We start from the raw sequence: 17,820 nt of genomic DNA, 5'->3' as shown, positions 1-17,820 counted from the left end.
ATGATCAAATTATTAAAACTTGAATATTACAAAAACCTGAACTATACACCGTTCAGAGTTTTCACGATACTTTATTTCGCCATTCTTATTGCTTTACTTTTCATTGGATTGGTTGACTTTGATATTTTTGGAGGAACGATCAATTTAAAAGAACAGGGAATTTATAATTTCCCGGAAATCTGGAATTTCACCACATGGATTGTTGCTTTGCTGAAAATTTTCCTGGGACTGATCATTGTTTTCTCTATTTCACAGGAATTCAGCAACCGCATGTTCAAGCAGAATACGATTGACGGATTGAGCAGAAAGGAATTCATCACTTCAAAATTGCTGACGATAAGCATTTTCACTATTGTTTCGACAGCCATTGTGTTGGGAATTACGTTGTTTCTGGGCTATCAATATTCGAATACAACGGACTCTACCAAGGCTTTTGCTGAAATGTTCTTTATTGGAAATTATTTTGTGAAGCTATTTACGTTCTTTTGCTTCTTAATGTTCCTTTCCATTTTACTGAGAAAATCTGTTTTTGTTTTTCTTGCCCTTTTCGTTTTCTGGATTGGCGAAGGAATTTTAACTGCTCTTGAAACGTATTCAAAAGTAAAGGGAATGCAGGGACCGCAAAGAAATGAGGTTCTTCAGAATGATTTTTTTATCTCGCACCTTTTACCGCTTGAAAGCATGTCAAGCCTTATTCCTAACCCAATGATGAGATTAAATATGGCTAAAATGATGGGCTTAAAATATGAGTTCCACTACCCTACGGAAAGTCTTATCGCCTGTCTGGTATGGTGTGCTATTTTTATATTCGGTTCGTACTGGATTCTGAGAAAAAGGGATTGGTAGATGGCTATATTTAGGATTTAAAGATTTAAAAAATTAAAATATTTAAAGATTATTTTTAAGTGGTTCGTTTTCGGATTTCTCCTATTTCTGAATATCTCCATGTTCAGCATCAAAGAAAGATTTCAACTACATCATTAATTCAATATAAAAAGGCTGCCCAACGGCAGCCTTCTTTTCATATTACTTTTTATCTAACAACGGAAGATATTTTCCGTATCCTTTGCTTTCCATTTCCGCTTTTGGAATAAATTTCAGCGAAGCACTGTTGATACAGTAACGAAGTCCACCTTTATCCTGCGGCCCGTCTGTGAAAACGTGTCCCAAGTGGGCATCCCCCGTTTTACTTCTTACTTCCACTCTGTCCATACCAATCGAACGATCCAGTTTTTCCTCAATCAAACCTTTGGTAATCGGTTTTGAGAAACTTGGCCATCCGCATCCGGATTCAAATTTATCGGTAGAGACAAACAAAGGTTCCCCTGTTGTAATATCTACATAAATTCCTTCACGGGTTTCATTCCAGTACTCATTCTGGAAAGGTCTTTCGGTACCGTTTTCCTGGGTAACATTATATTGTTCTGCAGTCAGTTTTTCTTTTAAAACTTTTTTATCCTGCTTTTGGTAAGCCGGTTTTGGAAGCGGGTTGGCTTTTTTGGCCATTTCAAAAAGTCCCGGTTCAATATGACAGTAACCGCCTGGATTTTTATCCAGATAATCCTGATGATAGTCTTCAGCCCTGTAGAAATTTTTCAATGGAATAGTTTCTACGACTACTGGTTTATGATAATTCTTTGCCAGCTTCTGAACTTCCGCTTTTACCACCGCTTCATCTGTTTTATCAGTGAAATAGATTCCTGTTCTGTACTGGTTTCCTCTGTCATTTCCCTGCTGATCTTTGCTTGTAGGATCAATGGTTTTAAAATACAGATCAATCAATAGTTTCAGATCTACCTGCTCAGGATCATATTTTACTTTTACGGTTTCTGCGAAACCTGTTGTATGGCTTACGACTTCTTCATAAGTAGGATTTTTGGTATTACCGTTGGCATAACCAACTTCTGTTCCTACCACGCCACGAATCTGTTGAAAAAAGTGTTCTGTTCCCCAGAAACATCCACCTGCAAAATAAATCTCTTTAACGTTCTTGTTATCCATAATTTCCTCATTTTCTTTTTTTATTTCCACTACATTGGACTTTGCTTTTCTGAAAAGTCCTGATTCCGCAGCAAATACTGCTATACCCAGAATGATTCCGAGTGCAATTAATATATTCTTCATTTTTACTTTTTTATTCATTACTTATTATTTTGAATGATCATTACTCCAAATCCTAAAAACATAAGGTCTTTCAGAATAAAGAAATCCGTCACAGGCACCCCGTCCACTATTTTCCACATTCCCGGTGTTGTCAATAAATAGCTTAATGTTACCAGAAAAGTCACCATCATTCCTACCCCTGCATACTTTTTCAGTACAGCAAATTTCGCACTAAATATCAGGAGTAAGGCAATGATAATTTCTATCACTCCGATAAGATTTGACACTCCCTGGACACTCATAATCTTATATACGAAAAAAGTTAAGAAATGGTTTTCCACCAAAGGTTTTATTGCTGCAGCCTCCGTAGGCGTAAATTTGAAGATGCCAATCCACAGCAAAATAAGAGCTGCTCCAAAAAGGGAGATATAATACCCGGTTCGGGCTGATTGTTTTTTTGATTCCTGTATTGTTCCGACCATATTTTAAGATTTTAGTTAATACTTTATCGTTTTCAAAAGTATAGTCGGAGCTTTTTTACAATCCTGACAGAAATTTTATCAGAAATTCAATTTATCGATCATTTTATTTTTAAAATCCTGAATTTCAGAATCATTAATTTCAGTTTCTTTTTCAGAAAAAGTCTTTTTAAAAGCTTTATCCAGAAGTGCCAGTTTTTCATTGTACATTCTGCACCATTTACAGATCATCAGGTGCATGCTCAGCATCCTGTTTTCTCTGGCAGATATGGATTGGGCATTCCTCTTTTCCATCAGTAAAGTAGCTTCACTGCACGGTAAAAATAATATATGTAGTATTCTTCGTATCATGATTTCTTATGATTTTGAAAACCAGTTGAACTCCAGACATTCTCTGAGCTGCATACGGCTTCTCTGCAAAATCTTCCATAGATTAGTCGTGGAAACATTCAATTCCTGACTGACTTCCGGTGCTTTTTTTTCTTCAATATAATACATTTTCAAGAGAATCTTCCATTTGGAGGGCAATTCCTCAATACATTCCTCGAGTGTTTTATTAAAATCCTTGTTGTCTAAAAGCTCATTCCCTTCTCCTGATACATTCCAGTCATTTAAAACATCATTGTGTTTCCATGATCCTGTTTCATCAAAAAAATGATCGAGTCGGATATTGGGTTCAGATTTGTATTTTTTACGGTAAAAATCGGCCACTTTTCTATTCAGAATGGCCATCAGCCATGTAAGCGCATTGCTTTTCCCTTCAAAAGAATCATAAGCTGAGTAAGCAGCGAGAAAAACTTCCTGAACAACATCCTGTGCATCTTCTTTATTTGAAAGTACGTACAGTGCCCGCTTCAAAAGCGGCCCTGAATATTGTTCTATCCAGCTTTTCAGTTCTTCATCTTTTGTCATTGGAAGGATTTTTTGTCTTTTTTCAGATCGCAACGAAGGTAGGAAGTTAAATGGAAAATTGCAAAATGAGATCGATTATTATTGATTACAGTCATTACAAATATGCCATCTCAAACCTTACAGGTTTCGAAAACCTGTAAGGTTTACCACGCATCCAATACCCAAACTCGTTATCATTCAAAACATAGCATAAAATTATTACAAATCGCTTAAAAATCTTAAATTTGCATCTTATCAAAAATTTGATATTTAAAAAAGCAAAAGCAATACTATGACATCACAAGAGATACGTCAAAAATTTTTAGATTATTTTAAAAGTAAGGAGCACTTGATCGTTCCTTCAGCTCCTATTGTGCTGAAAGACGATCCTACCCTTATGTTTTCCAACTCCGGAATGACGCAGTTCAAGGATTTCTTCCTTGGCTACAAAACCCCTACCGCCCCTAGAATTGCCGATACCCAAAAGTGTCTGAGAGTTTCAGGGAAACACAATGACCTGGATGATGTAGGTAGAGATACTTACCATCACACCATGTTTGAGATGTTAGGAAACTGGTCTTTCGGGGATTACTTCAAAAAAGAGGCTATTGCTTTTGCCTGGGAATTACTGACTGAAGTATACGGAATTCCAAAAGAAAATTTATACGTAACGATTTTTGAAGGGGATGCTTCAGAAAATCTGGACAGAGACCAGGATGCATATGACTTCTGGAAATCTCACATTTCAGAGGACAGAATCATCAACGGAAATAAAAAAGATAACTTCTGGGAAATGGGTGAAAGCGGACCGTGCGGACCGTGTTCGGAAATCCATATTGACCTGAGAACTCCTGAAGAAAAAGCAGCAGTTCCGGGAATTTCCCTTGTGAATCAGGACCACCCGCAGGTTGTGGAAGTATGGAACCTGGTTTTCATGGAATTCAACAGAAAGGCAGATAAATCTTTAGAGAAGCTTCCTGCTCAGCACGTAGATACGGGAATGGGCTTTGAGCGTCTTTGTATGGCGCTTCAAGGGAAGTCTTCCAATTATGATACCGATGTTTTCACTCCGCTTATTGCTAAAGTTGAGGAACTTTCAGGTAAAAAATATACCGGAATTTTACAAGACGAAAAAGATATTGCGATCCGTGTTGTGGTAGACCACATCAGAGCGGTTTCTTTTGCTATTGCAGACGGACAATTACCTTCCAACGGAGGTGCGGGATATGTTATCAGAAGAATTTTAAGAAGAGGAATTTCTTATTCTTACCGATTCCTGGATATGAAAGAGCCTTTCCTTTACAAACTGGTGGCTGTACTGCAGGAGCAGATGGGAACCTTCTTCCCGGAAATCGAAAAACAGGGAAAACTTGTTGCTGAAGTGATCAAAAGTGAAGAAGATTCTTTCTTAAAAACTATTGAAAATGGCCTGATCAGAGTTGAAAAACTGATCCAGCAGACCATTGGCAATAACCAGAAAGTATTACCAAGTGAAGAAGTTTTTGAACTGTATGATACTTATGGTTTCCCTGATGATTTAACAAGAATTATTGCAGAAGAAAAAGGATTAACAATTGATGAAGCAGGTTTCAAAGCTGAAATGGAGAAACAGAAGCTTCGTTCAAAAGCAGATTCTGCCCAGAAAGTTTACGACTGGGTTACTTTGGAGGAAAGAGATGAAAACTTTGTAGGATATGATCAGCTTGAATCTGAAACCTATATTACAAGATACAGAAAGGTAGAAAACAAAGACGGAGAATTCTATCAGGTGGTATTAAGCAGCTCTCCTTTCTATCCTGAAGGAGGTGGACAGGTTGGAGACAAAGGTATTCTTGAAAACGCTGTTGAGAGCTTTGAAGTACTGGAAACGAAAAAAGAGAACGGACTGATCATTTCATTGATCAACGGTCTTCCTAAAGATGCCGGTGCTGTTTTCTATGCTAAAGTAAACGCTTCCGAAAGAAAAAATTCTCAGGCTAACCACTCTGTAACTCACCTTCTGCACGAGGCTTTAAGAGAGGTGTTAGGAACTCACGTAGAACAGAAAGGTTCTTATGTAGGTCCTGATTATCTTCGTTTCGACTTCTCTCATTTCAACAAAATGACGGAAGAAGAATTAGCATTAATTGAAGAAAAAGTAAATAAAAAGATCAAAGAAAGTATTGCTTTACAGGAATTCAGAAATATTCCGATTCAGGAAGCTCTGGACAAAGGAGCGATGGCTTTGTTTGGTGAAAAATATGGTGACAATGTGAGAATGATCCAGTTTGGAAGTTCAAAAGAACTTTGCGGAGGAACTCACGTAAAAAACACCAGCGAAATTGGTCACTTTAAAATCACTTCCGAAGGTTCTGCTGCTGCAGGAATCAGAAGGATTGAGGCTATTTCGGGAGATAAATCCGAAGAGTATTTCAACAATCTTGAAAAACAGATCACTGAGCTTTCCCAGCTATTAAAGTCTAAAGATGTGGTAAGATCGATCGAAAAACTGATCGAAGAAAACACTTCATTGAAGGCTGAAGTAGATGCTCTTAAAAAGGAAAAAGCAAAAGGAGAAATCGGAGAATGGAAGAATGCTTATGAGCAGAAAGGCAACAAGCAGCTTCTTGTGAAGAAAACTTCTCTGGATGCAGGTTCTGTAAAAGACATCGTTTTCCAGTTGAAGAGAGAAATCCCGACTTCAGTAACGATTATTCTTTCTGATGCAGACGGAAAACCAATGATTACTGTTGGAGTTTCTGATGATCTGGCTGCAGATTACCAGGCTGGAGCTATCGTAAAAGACCTTGCTAAAGAAATCCAAGGTGGTGGTGGTGGAAACCCAGGTTTCGCTACTGCTGGTGGTAAAAACCTTGAAGGGTTAGAAAACGCTTACCAAAAAGCATTGAATATCTAAAATAGAAACCTCTATTATAAATTTTAACTCCGGCTGTCTCAAAATTGAGACAGCCGGAGTTGTTTTACCATTATATTCTTAACGCAAAGTTTTTCGTATAGCACTTCGTATTGAAGGGAGCAAAGAAGGGAATCAACTTCATTGATTCTGACTAAGCGTGAGTAATAATTATACTTCCATCAGATAAAGCAAATTTCCCATAAACATCTGTGTCATCCGTGAAATCCGTGGGAGATTAAAATAAAATAATTTAGGAAAAGGTTACACAAGCCGGATATAGGTTTTATTTAACGCCAAGGATCACAAAGAAACGCTCATGCTATCATCAATATTTACGTTCGCAAAGGCGTTACACTCAGCTATGAAATGATTGCGTTTTTTGCTAAATGGAATGCCTTTGCGATCGAAAAAAGCAGGAAATAGAACTTTTGCGTACTCTGCGCTATACCATACTATTCTTTATTCCTAAGATTTCATCACAGTCTTTTTTATTTATACCCGTTCTAATTATTGATCTTATCTTAACAAACCATTACTTAATCTTAAACTATTTGTTTTATCTTTTTAAAACTCAGTTAATACAAGACCTTTAGTTTTGCCATAATCGAAATTCAAAAAATGTAATTATGAAAATTAACAAAACTATTGGAGCTCTGGTCTTTGCTTCTCTTGTATTTCAAGGCTGCAATGATGACAACAACAGTAACTCGGACACTCCTGTCAATGATAAAATCAAACTTGAAAACTTTTCTAAAGAACCCGCTTTCGTTTATGGAATGCAGGGTTTTGAAAATTTAAACATAACCACCCTTATTTCCAGTTCCGATGTGCTTCCAGGTTCACCGGATTTCGTTTTCGGAGGACAGCCGGACGGAATGGGACTTATGAAAGATCCAAACTCTGACGGTTACCTGATGATTACCAACCATGAGATCAAGCAATCGGTATCAAGAGTCTATTTAGACAAAACTTTTAAGCCTGTAAAAGGAGAATATATCTTAAACGGAACCGGAGGAATGACAAGATTATGCTCCGCTACGCTGGCAACTCCGGAAACTCATGGTTTCAGTGCATTCCTTACCGCAGGAGAATCAGGTGAAGAAAGTATGGTACATGCTTTAAACCCTTTGGCACCCGTGTCTCAGGCAACTGATAAAACAAGGGTAAAACCGGCATTAGGAAAGGCTTCTATGGAAAATGCGGTTCCGCTTCCTAAAGATGTTTCCAACGGAAAAACCTATATCATTATTGGTGAAGACCAGTCTTATTCTTCTTCTCACCAGTCTGCAGGACAGCTGATCATGTATGTAGCCGATACACAGGGAGATCTTGATAACGGTAAATTGTATTCTTTAAAAAGAACCAACAGCAACTATACGGAAACAGATATGACGAAAGGAAGCAGCTATGATGTAGAATTCGTGGAAATTCCGAACGCTAAAAACCTTACCGGAGCTCAGATCAACCAGAAAAATATTGACAATAATGCGATCCGCTTTTCAAGAGTGGAAGATGTAGATTACAGAAAAGGAGCTGGAAAAGGAAGAGAAATCTACTTTACTGCTACCGGTGAATCTTCCGACGGGATCAATCCCAAAGCCGGATTAACCATGTGGGGAAGAGTTTACAAACTTGTTCTGAACGCCAATAATATGCTGACAGGAAAACTGGAAGTGGTGGCTGAAGGAGACTCTAATCCGGGAAATAATCTGATCAATCCTGACAACTTATGTGTAACTGAAAACTTTGTATACATCCAGGAAGACGGAGATTCTTATTACAAAAATGCAAAACACGATTCTTATATCTGGCAGCTGAATATTGCCACCAAACAATACAAACCATGGCTGAACATGAGGCACAACAGAGGTGACTCTGCATGGCAGACTGCTTACAACCAATCCGGAGACCTTCAGAAATTCGGGGCATGGGAATTCGGGGCAATGGTTGATATTTCAGACATTATCGGAATTCCGAATACCTTCTCGGTGAATATCCATTCTCATACCTGGCAGCTGGATAAATTCAAAAATCCTGACGGTTCCGGAATCAACGCCAACAAAGAAGGCGGACAGATTGTTATCATCAGAAACGTAGAAAAATAGTTTTAATTCCTTCATATCAAATTCAATTAAAGTATCAATAGAAAACCTCTGTTGATACTTTTTCATACTTATGAGTAAACTTTCAAAATACCCGATACTCCTTTTCTTATACTGTGCAGCAGCACTTTTTACGCTTTACCATTGCAAAAATGATAAGCAGCAGCCCGTATACGAAGATCTTGGTTCTGTAAAAAACAGGATCATCAAAACCAATGCTGATTTTGAAAAACAGATCAATGAACTGAAGGCTCTTGTTGCTAAAGATGCTGATGAAAAACTTCTTCAGGAGAAATTCCAGGATATCCGAAAAACCTACAAAAAAATGGAATGGGCTGTAGAATACTTCCTTCCCCACTCTGCAAGGTTTATCAATGGCCCGGCCCTTCCCGAAATAGAAATGGATGAACATACTGAAATAGAACCTGAAGGCTTACAGGTGCTGGAAGAGATGTTCTACCCTTACGAAAAAGCGAATAAAGAAGAAGTAACCCGGATGCTTAATAAGCTCATCAATAAAAGCAATACCATTGATACCAATTTTCAGGTCATCACCATCAGTAAAGACCAGGTTTTTGATGCATTAAGACAGGAGACTTTCAGAATTTCCAGCCTGGGAATTTCAGGTTTTGACACTCCGCTTTCGGGAACATTTTTACAGGAAATGCCATTTTCTCTGCAAGGAATAAAAGAAACTTTGGAACAGATCTCCACTGATCGTTCGAAAAATAAAGCCTTAAAAAGTATCGTGGCAGAGATCAGTTCAACCATTACCGTACTGAAGAAAAATACAGACAAAAACACATTTGATTACGTGAATTTCATTCCGGATCATCTGAATAGAATCACAACTTTGATGCTTGATTTTAAAAAGCAGGAGAACATTCCCGATGTTGACGTAACGACCGCTTTAAACAAAAATGCAGCTACTTTTTTTTCTAAAAATGCTTTTAATCCTAATGCTTTCACTCCTGGAAAAGAATATACCTATTCGGAAGAAAAAGCGGCTCTTGGGCACCAACTCTTTAATGATAAAATTTTGTCGAATAATAACAACCGGAGCTGTGCCACCTGTCATATTCCTGAGAAAGCTTTTACAGACGGACTGAGCAAAGCAATGTCCCTTGAAAATTCGGAACTGGCAAGAAATACTCCTTCGCTCAACTATGCAGGCTATCAGCATGGCCAGTTCTGGGATATGAGAAAGGATGACCTGGAAGGACAGAGCTCTGATGTAATCTCCAACAAAGAAGAAATGCACGGTGATCTGAATGTTATTCTTGCCAAAATCAATCAGGATAAAAACTATCAGGCCGCATTTAAAAAGATCTATCATTCACAAAAAACCGAGGTCTGGCAGCTTCAGAATGTATTGGCGAGCTATATCCGCTCTCTGGCAAAATTCAATTCTGATTTTGATGAATATATGAGAGGAAATAAATCAGCGATGACAGACAATCAAAAGCGCGGTTTCAATCTTTTTGTGGGAAAAGCCCAATGTGCCATCTGTCATTTCCTTCCCTTATTTAATGGAACGGTTCCTCCGAATTTCAAAAAAACTGAACAGGAAGTCCTGGGAACAGCAATGAACGGAGAAAATAAAACATTTGACACAGATCCGGGACGGGGAAAATTCCATGAGACAGTTTCTTCCCTGCAGCATTCCTTTAAAACACCCACACTTAGAAATATTAACAAAACAGCTCCTTATATGCACAACGGCGGGTATAAAACCCTGAAAGAAGTGATGAATTTCTATAACAAAGGCGGAGGAAAAGCTTTTGGATTTAAACTGGAAAATCAGACACTTTCCGACGCACCGTTACAGCTTACCGATCAGGAAATTGATGATATTATTGAATTTATGAAAGCGCTGGATGATCAATAAATACGATTCTAAAACACAAAACAACGAAAAACCATTAAAACTCCTGGGCTTTAACTGCAAAGGAGTTTTTTATTTAGAAATTCAGGTAAAACAGAAAGACTATGCGGCTCATTTCTTTGTTTGATTTTACCTTTGGAAAGTCCATGAAAACATTAGATTAAATCAATGTTATACTCTGTTAAAAACTTTTTTACAACAATAAATATCATTATTTTTGACGTAGTTTTTTTACATGAAAAGGGGTTTACTGTTATTATTTTTTCTGATCTGCTTTTTGGGGTATTCACAATCAAAAATTAAGGTTGTGGATGACGCCAGCCAAAAGCCTGTCTATAAAGCAAAGGTATCCTGTGACAATGCAGTTATCGGATATACGAATGAACAGGGTATTCTGGAGTTTAAAACCGGATGCAAAAACATTGATATAGATGCAGATTCTTATCAGAGAGAAAGTATCACAGTTGAGAGCAGCATGGAAGTTTCCCTTCTTAAAAAAACATCAAAGACAACCAACATTGAAGCGGTTGTTATTGAAGACAAAAGTGATCCCAGGGCTCTGGAAATTCTTAAAAAAGTCAATAAATTATTCAAAGAAAACTCACCCAAAAGTTTAGGATCCTATTCTTACAAATCCTACGAAAAAATCTCTCTGGATATTGATGAGGACAGTCTTTCGCAGTTTAATCAGTACTTTAATGATTTAAACATTTTCAAGAAAAAAAGGGAAAAAGACTCGCTGAATAATATCAACGCAAGAAAAATATTTTCAAAAAGTAAACTCTTCCTTTGGGAAAGAGCTCAGGAGTTTTTGTACTCCAAAAAGTATGGGGAAAAGATCAATATTCTGGACAACAGAATCTCCGGTCTGAAGCAGCCTATTTACGAAATGATCGCACTCCAGCAAAGTAACAGGGATGTTGTTCCCGAACAGATAAAGCCCGAAAACAGAGGGCTGTACAGATTTTTTCTTTCAGATACTGTTACCCTTGACGGAAGGAAAAACTTTGTGATCCGCTTCCGTGAGGTAAATTACAAAAAGCCTGACAGAAAACGAAAGTATAACGGTGCTATTTATGTAGACACCGAAACGTACGGAATCAAAAAAATCGAGAATTTCAGTAAAAATAAAAACGAAGGAATTATTACCAGTACCTGGGTATTCTACAATAATAAATGGTTCCTTGCCCATGAAAAAGCCAAGCTTAAAATGGGTAAAATGGCCATGGATGACAAAGTGCATGCCGATGATAAGAAAGACAAAAAAAGCTTCGGAACCTATGCTTTCCTTACCTCAAAGTATTTTGATTTCGAATCTCCTATTGAAGAAGATCCAAAGGATTTCAAAGGCTATACTTTCTCGGTAAAAAATATTGACGGCCAATCTCTGGACCGCTACAGGACAGATCCTCTTACCGAAAGGGAACAAAATACCTATAAAACCATCGACAGTTTAGGTAAAAAATATAAAATCGACAGCAAAGCACAGATTTTATCAGGTTTACTGAACGGACAGATCAGAGTCGGTTCTGTAGACTTTGCTGTGGATGAAATTGTCAATTATAACTCCTATGAAGGTTTCAGATTAGGTTTAAAAGCCAAGCTGAATGAAAATTTCAACCCTTATTTTTCACCAGACTACTATTTTGCATATGGTGTGAAAGACCGAAAATGGAAGTACGGGATGGGACTTGATATGAAAACCACACTGGAAAAGAATTCCTTTTTCAGATTTGAAGTGTATGATGATATGACAGCATCCGGAGAATTCAACCGAAAAATGTGGAATTTCAAGATGAGAATGATGAATTTCGGGAATAATCTGAACAATGACCGGTATTTCCACTTTAAAGGAATGTCATTATCTTACCTGAACGATGTCACCAACGGACTTACCGTTGCTCTTGCTGTAAGAAGAAATACAGAAGAAGCTGAATTCGATTATCAGTTCAGAGACCGGGGAACATCTTACAGAAACTTCAATACCCTTTTCACCCTGAAATATTCTCCGAATTCTACCAATATTATGACACCTCAGGGAAAATCCCTGATCGATCAGAAATATCCTGAACTGTATTTTAATTATGAGCAGAGCTACAAAATACTGCAGGGGAATTTTAATTATTCCCGTTTTGATGCTTTGTTTGTTCACAATTTCAAAACACCGATCGGGACTACCGGCTTCAGATTGTACGGAGGTCTTGTGCTGGGCGGAGCGCCTATCTGGAAAAACTTTACGATGAATGGACTTGCCTCTCCCGGTAAAGACTTCAATTTTAACCTTACATCTTATCTTGGGTTTGCCACACTGGAAGGCGGAAAATACTATAATGACAGATTCATAGCGTATTACTTTACGCATAAACTTCCATGGTATCTGAAAAGTTTCGGACACAATGTTTCCAGCTTTGATTTTGTCTTACGAGGAACTATCGGAGATATGAAACATCCGGAATACCACCAGTTTAAATTCAGAAAACTGGATCACCTGTATCAGGAAGTCGGTGTGGAATGGAACAATTTCCTTTCCAGCTATTTCAATCTTGGGGTATTCTACAGAGTGGGCTATTATGCAACCCCTCATTTCAAGGAAAACTTCGCCATTCAGTTTAAGCTGAAGTTTCTCGAGTTTTAATACGCTTTACCATACAAAATCTTTATTTTTGAATCAGAATTCAGAAATATTCAACGATACTATATAAAAAAGAACATGCAGAAAATCGAAATCAAAGCAGAACAGTTTTTTGAATTATTAAAATTAAAAGACACTCCGATGTGGGAGATTTTCTCACAGATGATTGATGGAAATGAAAAGGAAATTATCTTTTTAGACCATGAAGACAAGATCCTTTTTAATTATATTCTACCTTCTACACAGGAAAAACTGGAAGAAGACAGAAAAGAATTTTCAAAACAGTTTTCAGAGAAATTGGCTAACTTCAATTAAGAGTTCTTATGAATAGAAATTATGTTTTTTCTCTGTTAAGCCTTTTCCTGTTTACCCTCGGAAATGCTCAGAACTATAAAAAACCTTTAGTTTCTGCTATCAAAGAATCTGATCTCCGCACCGATATGTATCAGCTTGCTGCAGACCAGTTCTGGGGCCGTGAAGCAGGAACTCTGGATGAATTGAAAGTCTCTATGTGGCTGGCTGACAAAGCTAAAGAAGCCGGCATGAAACCTTCCGGAGATAACGGAACTTTTTTCCAGTTCTTTGATATGTACAGACATCAGGTGATCCCGCAAAGCACCCTGAAAATTGGAGACAACAGTTTAAAATTATGGAAGGATTTTCTGGTTGCAGAACCTGTAAATGCTTCTGTAGATGCTGAAATTGTATATGCCGGAAATACAGAGCCGGAAGATCTTGCCCAACTGAATATCAAAGGGAAAGTTATTGCAGTAAACGCATCCGACAAAAATATTTCTAAGGATATGACTCTTTTTGTAAGGAGATATCCTGGATTTGTAAGAAATAAATATTACAATAAAGCCGCTGAACTGGGAGCAAAAGCCATTATTTTCATCACCGATGATATTTCCGAGCAAAGCTGGGTAGAAGTACTGCCTCAAATGACAAGAGGAAGCTACGGAGTGGAAGGATTAAGAGAAAAAATCACCAATAATATTCCTGTTCTGTGGATCAAAAGAGAAAATGCCAACTGGGTAAAAAACAATCCGAAAGCATCTTTAAACCTGATCACTGAAACCTATAAATATCCATCCGTTAATATTATCGGAAAAATAGAAGGTACAGATCCTGTTCTTAAGAATGAATATGTTTTACTAAGCGGACACCAGGATCATGACGGGATCAGACATCCTGTAAAAAACGACACCATCTATAACGGCGCTGATGATAATGCAAGCACCTGTGTTGCCATGTTGGCAATGGCCAGAGCTTACAAAAAACAGCCGGGAAAAAGAAGTATCCTGTTTGTTTTCCATGGCGCTGAAGAAAGAGGATTGCTGGGTTCAAGATGGCATGCAGCACATCCTGTTGTTCCGAAAGAGAAAATTGTAGCCGTTCTGAATGGTGATATGATCGGAAGAAATGACAATAATGAAGCTGCTCTATTAGGAGGAAATACTCCACACAAAAATTCTGAAGAACTTGTTAAAATGGCTGAAGATGCCAATAACGAAAGCACAAAGTTCAAATATCTGAAGGATTGGGATTCTCCAAGCCATGCTGAGTATTTCTATTTCAGAAGTGACCATCTTCCATATGCTAAAATTGGCATTCCTGCTGTATTCTTTACCAGTGTTCTGCATGATCAGTACCATACCCCGCAGGATGAATCAGAAAATATCAATTACAAAAAGCTGTATAAAATGACGGAATGGATGTACAGAACATCCTGGAAGGTTGCTAATGAAGCAGAGCGTCCGAAGGTAATTTCTAATTTTTCGCTTGAAAGATAATTTATAAAAAGAACAATATTTCTTTTGTCTTGAAACAAAAGAATCAAAAATTCAAGACTTAGAAACTTCCACTAAAAATGAAATCTGTTCTCTAAAAACTCTGAACTCGTGCGGAAACGATCTATGTTTAGAATCATATTTTGTCCCGCACTCAAACACCAGAGTTTTTTTAACGTTCACAGAATTCATTTTCTTAACGCTTCAGTTTCTTATGTCATTGGATTTTGTCAAAAAAACAAAAAAAGCTTCACTGATTGTGAAGCTTTTTCATCATTGTGTTTTTAGAATCTGATTTGTGTACAAAATAATTTAATATTGAATATGATTGCAAACCGTTAATTTTTTTTATTCATTATACTTCTTTTGTCTTGAAACAAAAGAAACAAAAATTCAAGACTCAGAAACTTCAGCTAAAAATGAAATCTGTTCTCTAAAAACTCTGAACTCGTGCGGAAACAGTCTTTTGTCTTGAAACAAAAGAATCAAAAATTCAAGACTTAGAAACTTCCACTAAAAATGAAATCTGTTCTCTAAAAACTCTGAACTCGTGCGGAAACGATCTATGTTTAGAATCATAGGTTGTCCCGCACTCAAACACCAGAGTTTTTAACGTTCAGAGAATTCATTTTCTTAACGCTTCAGTTTCTTATGTCATTGGATTCTGTCAAAAAACAAAAAAGCTTCACTGATTGTGAAGCTTTTTTCATCATTGTGTTTTTAGAATCTGATTTGTGTACGAAATAATTTAATATTGAATATGATTCGATACCGTTAATTTTGTTTATTCATTATACTTCTTTTGTCTTGAAACAAAAGAATCAAAAATTCAAGACTTAGAAACTTCAGCTAAAAATGAAATCTGTTCTCTAAAAACTCTGAACTCGTGTGGAAACGATCTATGTTTAGAATCATAGGTTGTCCCGCACTCAAACACCAGAGTTTTTTTAACGTTCACAGAGTTCATTTTCTTAACGCTTCAGTTTCTTATGTCATTGGATTCTGTCAAAAAAACAAAAAAAGCTTCACTGATTGTGAAGCTTTTTCATCATTGTGTTTTTAGAATCTGATTTGTATACGAAATAATTTAATATTGAATATGATTGCAAACCGTTAATTTTTTTTATTCATTATACTTCTTTTGTCTTAAAACAAATGAATCAAAAATTCAAGACTTAGAAACTTCCACTAAAAATGAAATCTGTTCTCTAAAAACTCTGAACTCGTGCGGAAACGATCTATGTTTAGAATCATATTTTGTCCCGCACTCAAACACCAGAGTTTTTTTAACGTTCACAGAATTCATTTTCTTAACGCTTCAGTTTCTTATGTCATTGGATTTTGTCAAAAAAACAAAAAAAGCTTCACTGATTGTGAAGCTTTTTCATCATTGTGTTTTTAGAATCTGATTTGTGTACGAAATAATTTAATATTGAATATGATTGGATACCGTTAATTTTTTTTAATCATTATACTTCTTTTGTCTTGAAACAAAAGAATCAAAAATTCAAGACTTAGAAACTTCCACTAAAAATGAAATCTGTTCTCTAAAAACTCTAAACTCGTGCGGAAACGATCTATGTTTAGAATCATAGGTTGTCCCGTACTCAAACATTAGAGTTTTTTAACGTTCACAGAATTCATTTTCTTAACGCTTCAGTTTCTTATGTCATTGGATATTGCCAAAAACAAAAAAGCTTCACTGATTGTGAAGCTTTTTCATCATTGTGTTTTTAGAATCTGATTTGTGTACGAAATAATTTAATATTGAATATGATTTTAAATAAGTAGATTCATCAGCGAAGGATCATTGTTCAGATAGTTAACAAAGAAATCATACTGCTTCATCTTATCGATTAATGGGGTGAAATCTTTGTTTTGTTTCAGAGCAATTCCTACGACTGCAATGCCTTTTTCTTTTGAATTTTTTTGAGTGTATTCAAAATAAGTGATGTCGTCATCAGGCCCCAGTACATCCATTACAAAGGTTTTCAATGCTCCGGGACGCTGTGGGAATCTGACCAGGAAATAGTGTTTTAATCCTGCATGAAGCAATGCTTTTTCCTTGATTTCTTCCATCCGGGTAATATCATTATTGCTCCCGCTGATAATACATACTACGTTTTTACCTTTTATTTCCTCCCTGTATTTTTCCAATACTGCTACTGAAAGCGCTCCCGCAGGTTCAACAACAATAGCATCTTTATTATACAAAGATAATATGGTTTCACAGACAAGTCCTTCATCCACTGTAGCCATATCGTACAGGATATCTTTACAGCGTTCAAATGTAATATCTCCCACTTGCTGTACGGCTGCTCCGTCTACAAAACGGCTGATCTTTTCAAGAAGAACAGGTTTTCCCTTTTCAAGGGCTTTTTTCATGCTTGCTGCTGCGGAGGGCTCTACCCCGATAATCTTTGTTTGCGGAGACAACTGCTGAAATACTGTGCAGATTCCTGCTGCCAGTCCGCCGCCGCCGATCGGTACAAAAAGATAATCAACCACACCTTCTGTCTGTTCCAGAATCTCCAGTGCTGTTGTTGCCTGTCCTTCAATAATCGCCGGATCATCAAAAGGATGGATAAATACGCTGTTATGGTCTTTACAAAACCTCATCGCAGCATCTTTGGATTCATCGAATGTGTCTCCAAATAAAACAACATCAATGTATTCTCCACCGAACATTTTCACCTGTTCAAGCTTTTGCCCGGGAGTTGGCAAAGGCATGAAAATCGTTCCTTTCACCTTCATGGTCTGGCATGCAAATGCAACTCCCTGCGCATGATTTCCGGCACTGGCGCACACAACACCTTTTGAAAGTTCTTCCTCAGACATGGTGGCCATCTTGTTATAGGCACCTCTTATTTTATAGGATCTAACCCTTTGAAGATCTTCTCTTTTAAAATAAATATTCGACTCATAAATAGCTGACAGATTGTTATTGACAGCCAAAGGTGTTTTTACCACTACATTTTTTAATCGTTCCTCCGCTTTATAGACATTCTCTAAAACGGAGGAACTTACTCCCTCTTTCATCAT

At 37.2% G+C, this 17,820-nt stretch carries 12 protein-coding genes; 7 read left to right on the top strand and 5 right to left on the bottom strand.

Annotation, left to right across the window (positions count from 1 at the left end; genetic code table 11):
• Complete coding sequence (locus V0410_RS22000; protein WP_330745636.1) at window positions 1–846, top strand: ABC transporter permease; 846 nt, start codon at window positions 1–3, stop codon at window positions 844–846.
• A gap of 180 nt (window positions 847–1,026) precedes the next feature.
• Here the strand turns inward: V0410_RS22000 and msrB are convergent, their stop codons facing one another.
• The 4 genes from msrB to V0410_RS21980 all read right to left on the bottom strand — a co-directional run bounded on the left by msrB (window position 1,027) and on the right by V0410_RS21980 (window position 3,494).
• Window positions 1,027–2,124: a peptide-methionine (R)-S-oxide reductase MsrB gene (gene msrB / locus V0410_RS21995; RefSeq protein ID WP_330745634.1), complete on the bottom strand. Its 1,098-nt coding sequence runs from the start codon at window positions 2,122–2,124 to the stop codon at window positions 1,027–1,029.
• 17 nt (window positions 2,125–2,141) lie between these two features.
• Window positions 2,142–2,585 carry a DUF417 family protein gene (locus tag V0410_RS21990; RefSeq protein WP_330745633.1) on the bottom strand — a complete coding sequence of 148 codons (444 nt, stop codon included), beginning with the start codon at window positions 2,583–2,585 and terminating at the stop codon, window positions 2,142–2,144.
• A gap of 78 nt (window positions 2,586–2,663) precedes the next feature.
• Window positions 2,664–2,933: a hypothetical protein gene (locus tag V0410_RS21985; protein WP_062671232.1), complete on the bottom strand. Its 270-nt coding sequence runs from the start codon at window positions 2,931–2,933 to the stop codon at window positions 2,664–2,666.
• A 6-nt stretch (window positions 2,934–2,939) separates the two neighbouring features.
• Window positions 2,940–3,494 carry a sigma-70 family RNA polymerase sigma factor gene (locus tag V0410_RS21980; RefSeq protein ID WP_330745632.1) on the bottom strand — a complete coding sequence of 185 codons (555 nt, stop codon included), beginning with the start codon at window positions 3,492–3,494 and terminating at the stop codon, window positions 2,940–2,942.
• A 271-nt stretch (window positions 3,495–3,765) separates the two neighbouring features.
• Between V0410_RS21980 and alaS the strand changes: the two genes are divergently transcribed.
• The 6 genes from alaS to V0410_RS21950 all read left to right on the top strand — a co-directional run bounded on the left by alaS (window position 3,766) and on the right by V0410_RS21950 (window position 14,781).
• A complete protein-coding gene (gene alaS, locus V0410_RS21975; RefSeq protein WP_330745631.1) occupies window positions 3,766–6,369 on the top strand; it encodes an alanine--tRNA ligase in 2,604 nt (867 codons plus the stop codon).
• Between the two features lie 626 nt (window positions 6,370–6,995).
• Entirely contained in the window at window positions 6,996–8,474 is a 1,479-nt protein-coding gene (locus tag V0410_RS21970; RefSeq protein ID WP_330745630.1) for a hypothetical protein, read from the top strand.
• A gap of 70 nt (window positions 8,475–8,544) precedes the next feature.
• Entirely contained in the window at window positions 8,545–10,359 is a 1,815-nt protein-coding gene (locus V0410_RS21965; protein ID WP_330745629.1) for a cytochrome-c peroxidase, read from the top strand.
• A gap of 304 nt (window positions 10,360–10,663) precedes the next feature.
• On the top strand, window positions 10,664–12,991 hold the full coding sequence (locus V0410_RS21960; protein ID WP_330745628.1) for a hypothetical protein: 2,328 nt from the start codon (window positions 10,664–10,666) through the stop codon (window positions 12,989–12,991).
• A gap of 75 nt (window positions 12,992–13,066) precedes the next feature.
• Window positions 13,067–13,303 (top strand): hypothetical protein, encoded by a 237-nt coding sequence (locus tag V0410_RS21955; RefSeq protein ID WP_110009324.1) that lies wholly within the window; start codon window positions 13,067–13,069, stop codon window positions 13,301–13,303.
• An 8-nt stretch (window positions 13,304–13,311) separates the two neighbouring features.
• The gene (locus V0410_RS21950) at window positions 13,312–14,781 is read left to right on the top strand and encodes a M20/M25/M40 family metallo-hydrolase (RefSeq protein ID WP_330745627.1); all 1,470 of its coding nucleotides are present in this window, start codon (window positions 13,312–13,314) and stop codon (window positions 14,779–14,781) included.
• Window positions 14,782–16,557: 1,776 nt separating this feature from the next.
• Here V0410_RS21950 and ilvA read toward each other — a convergent pair.
• Window positions 16,558–17,820, bottom strand: coding sequence for a threonine ammonia-lyase IlvA (gene ilvA, locus V0410_RS21945; protein ID WP_330745626.1), 1,263 nt, complete (start codon window positions 17,818–17,820; stop codon window positions 16,558–16,560).

Origin of the sequence: Chryseobacterium sp. CP-77 (assembly GCF_036362765.1) — a bacterium.
Taxonomy (GTDB): domain Bacteria; phylum Bacteroidota; class Bacteroidia; order Flavobacteriales; family Weeksellaceae; genus Chryseobacterium; species Chryseobacterium cupriresistens.
The sequence above is the reverse complement of the archived record's forward strand: the minus strand, read 5'-3'. Positions and strand labels throughout refer to the sequence as shown.

Coding starts and splice junctions, on each gene's coding strand:
- V0410_RS21970 (WP_330745630.1), top strand. CDS start 6,996: ATGAAAATTAACAAAACTATTGGAGCTCTGGTCTTTGCTTCTCTTGTA.
- alaS (WP_330745631.1), top strand. CDS start 3,766: ATGACATCACAAGAGATACGTCAAAAATTTTTAGATTATTTTAAAAGT.
- V0410_RS21985 (WP_062671232.1), bottom strand. CDS start 2,933: ATGATACGAAGAATACTACATATATTATTTTTACCGTGCAGTGAAGCT.
- V0410_RS21980 (WP_330745632.1), bottom strand. CDS start 3,494: ATGACAAAAGATGAAGAACTGAAAAGCTGGATAGAACAATATTCAGGG.
- V0410_RS21965 (WP_330745629.1), top strand. CDS start 8,545: ATGAGTAAACTTTCAAAATACCCGATACTCCTTTTCTTATACTGTGCA.
- V0410_RS22000 (WP_330745636.1), top strand. CDS start 1: ATGATCAAATTATTAAAACTTGAATATTACAAAAACCTGAACTATACA.
- ilvA (WP_330745626.1), bottom strand. CDS start 17,820: ATGATGAAAGAGGGAGTAAGTTCCTCCGTTTTAGAGAATGTCTATAAA.
- V0410_RS21990 (WP_330745633.1), bottom strand. CDS start 2,585: ATGGTCGGAACAATACAGGAATCAAAAAAACAATCAGCCCGAACCGGG.
- msrB (WP_330745634.1), bottom strand. CDS start 2,124: ATGAAGAATATATTAATTGCACTCGGAATCATTCTGGGTATAGCAGTA.
- V0410_RS21950 (WP_330745627.1), top strand. CDS start 13,312: ATGAATAGAAATTATGTTTTTTCTCTGTTAAGCCTTTTCCTGTTTACC.
- V0410_RS21955 (WP_110009324.1), top strand. CDS start 13,067: ATGCAGAAAATCGAAATCAAAGCAGAACAGTTTTTTGAATTATTAAAA.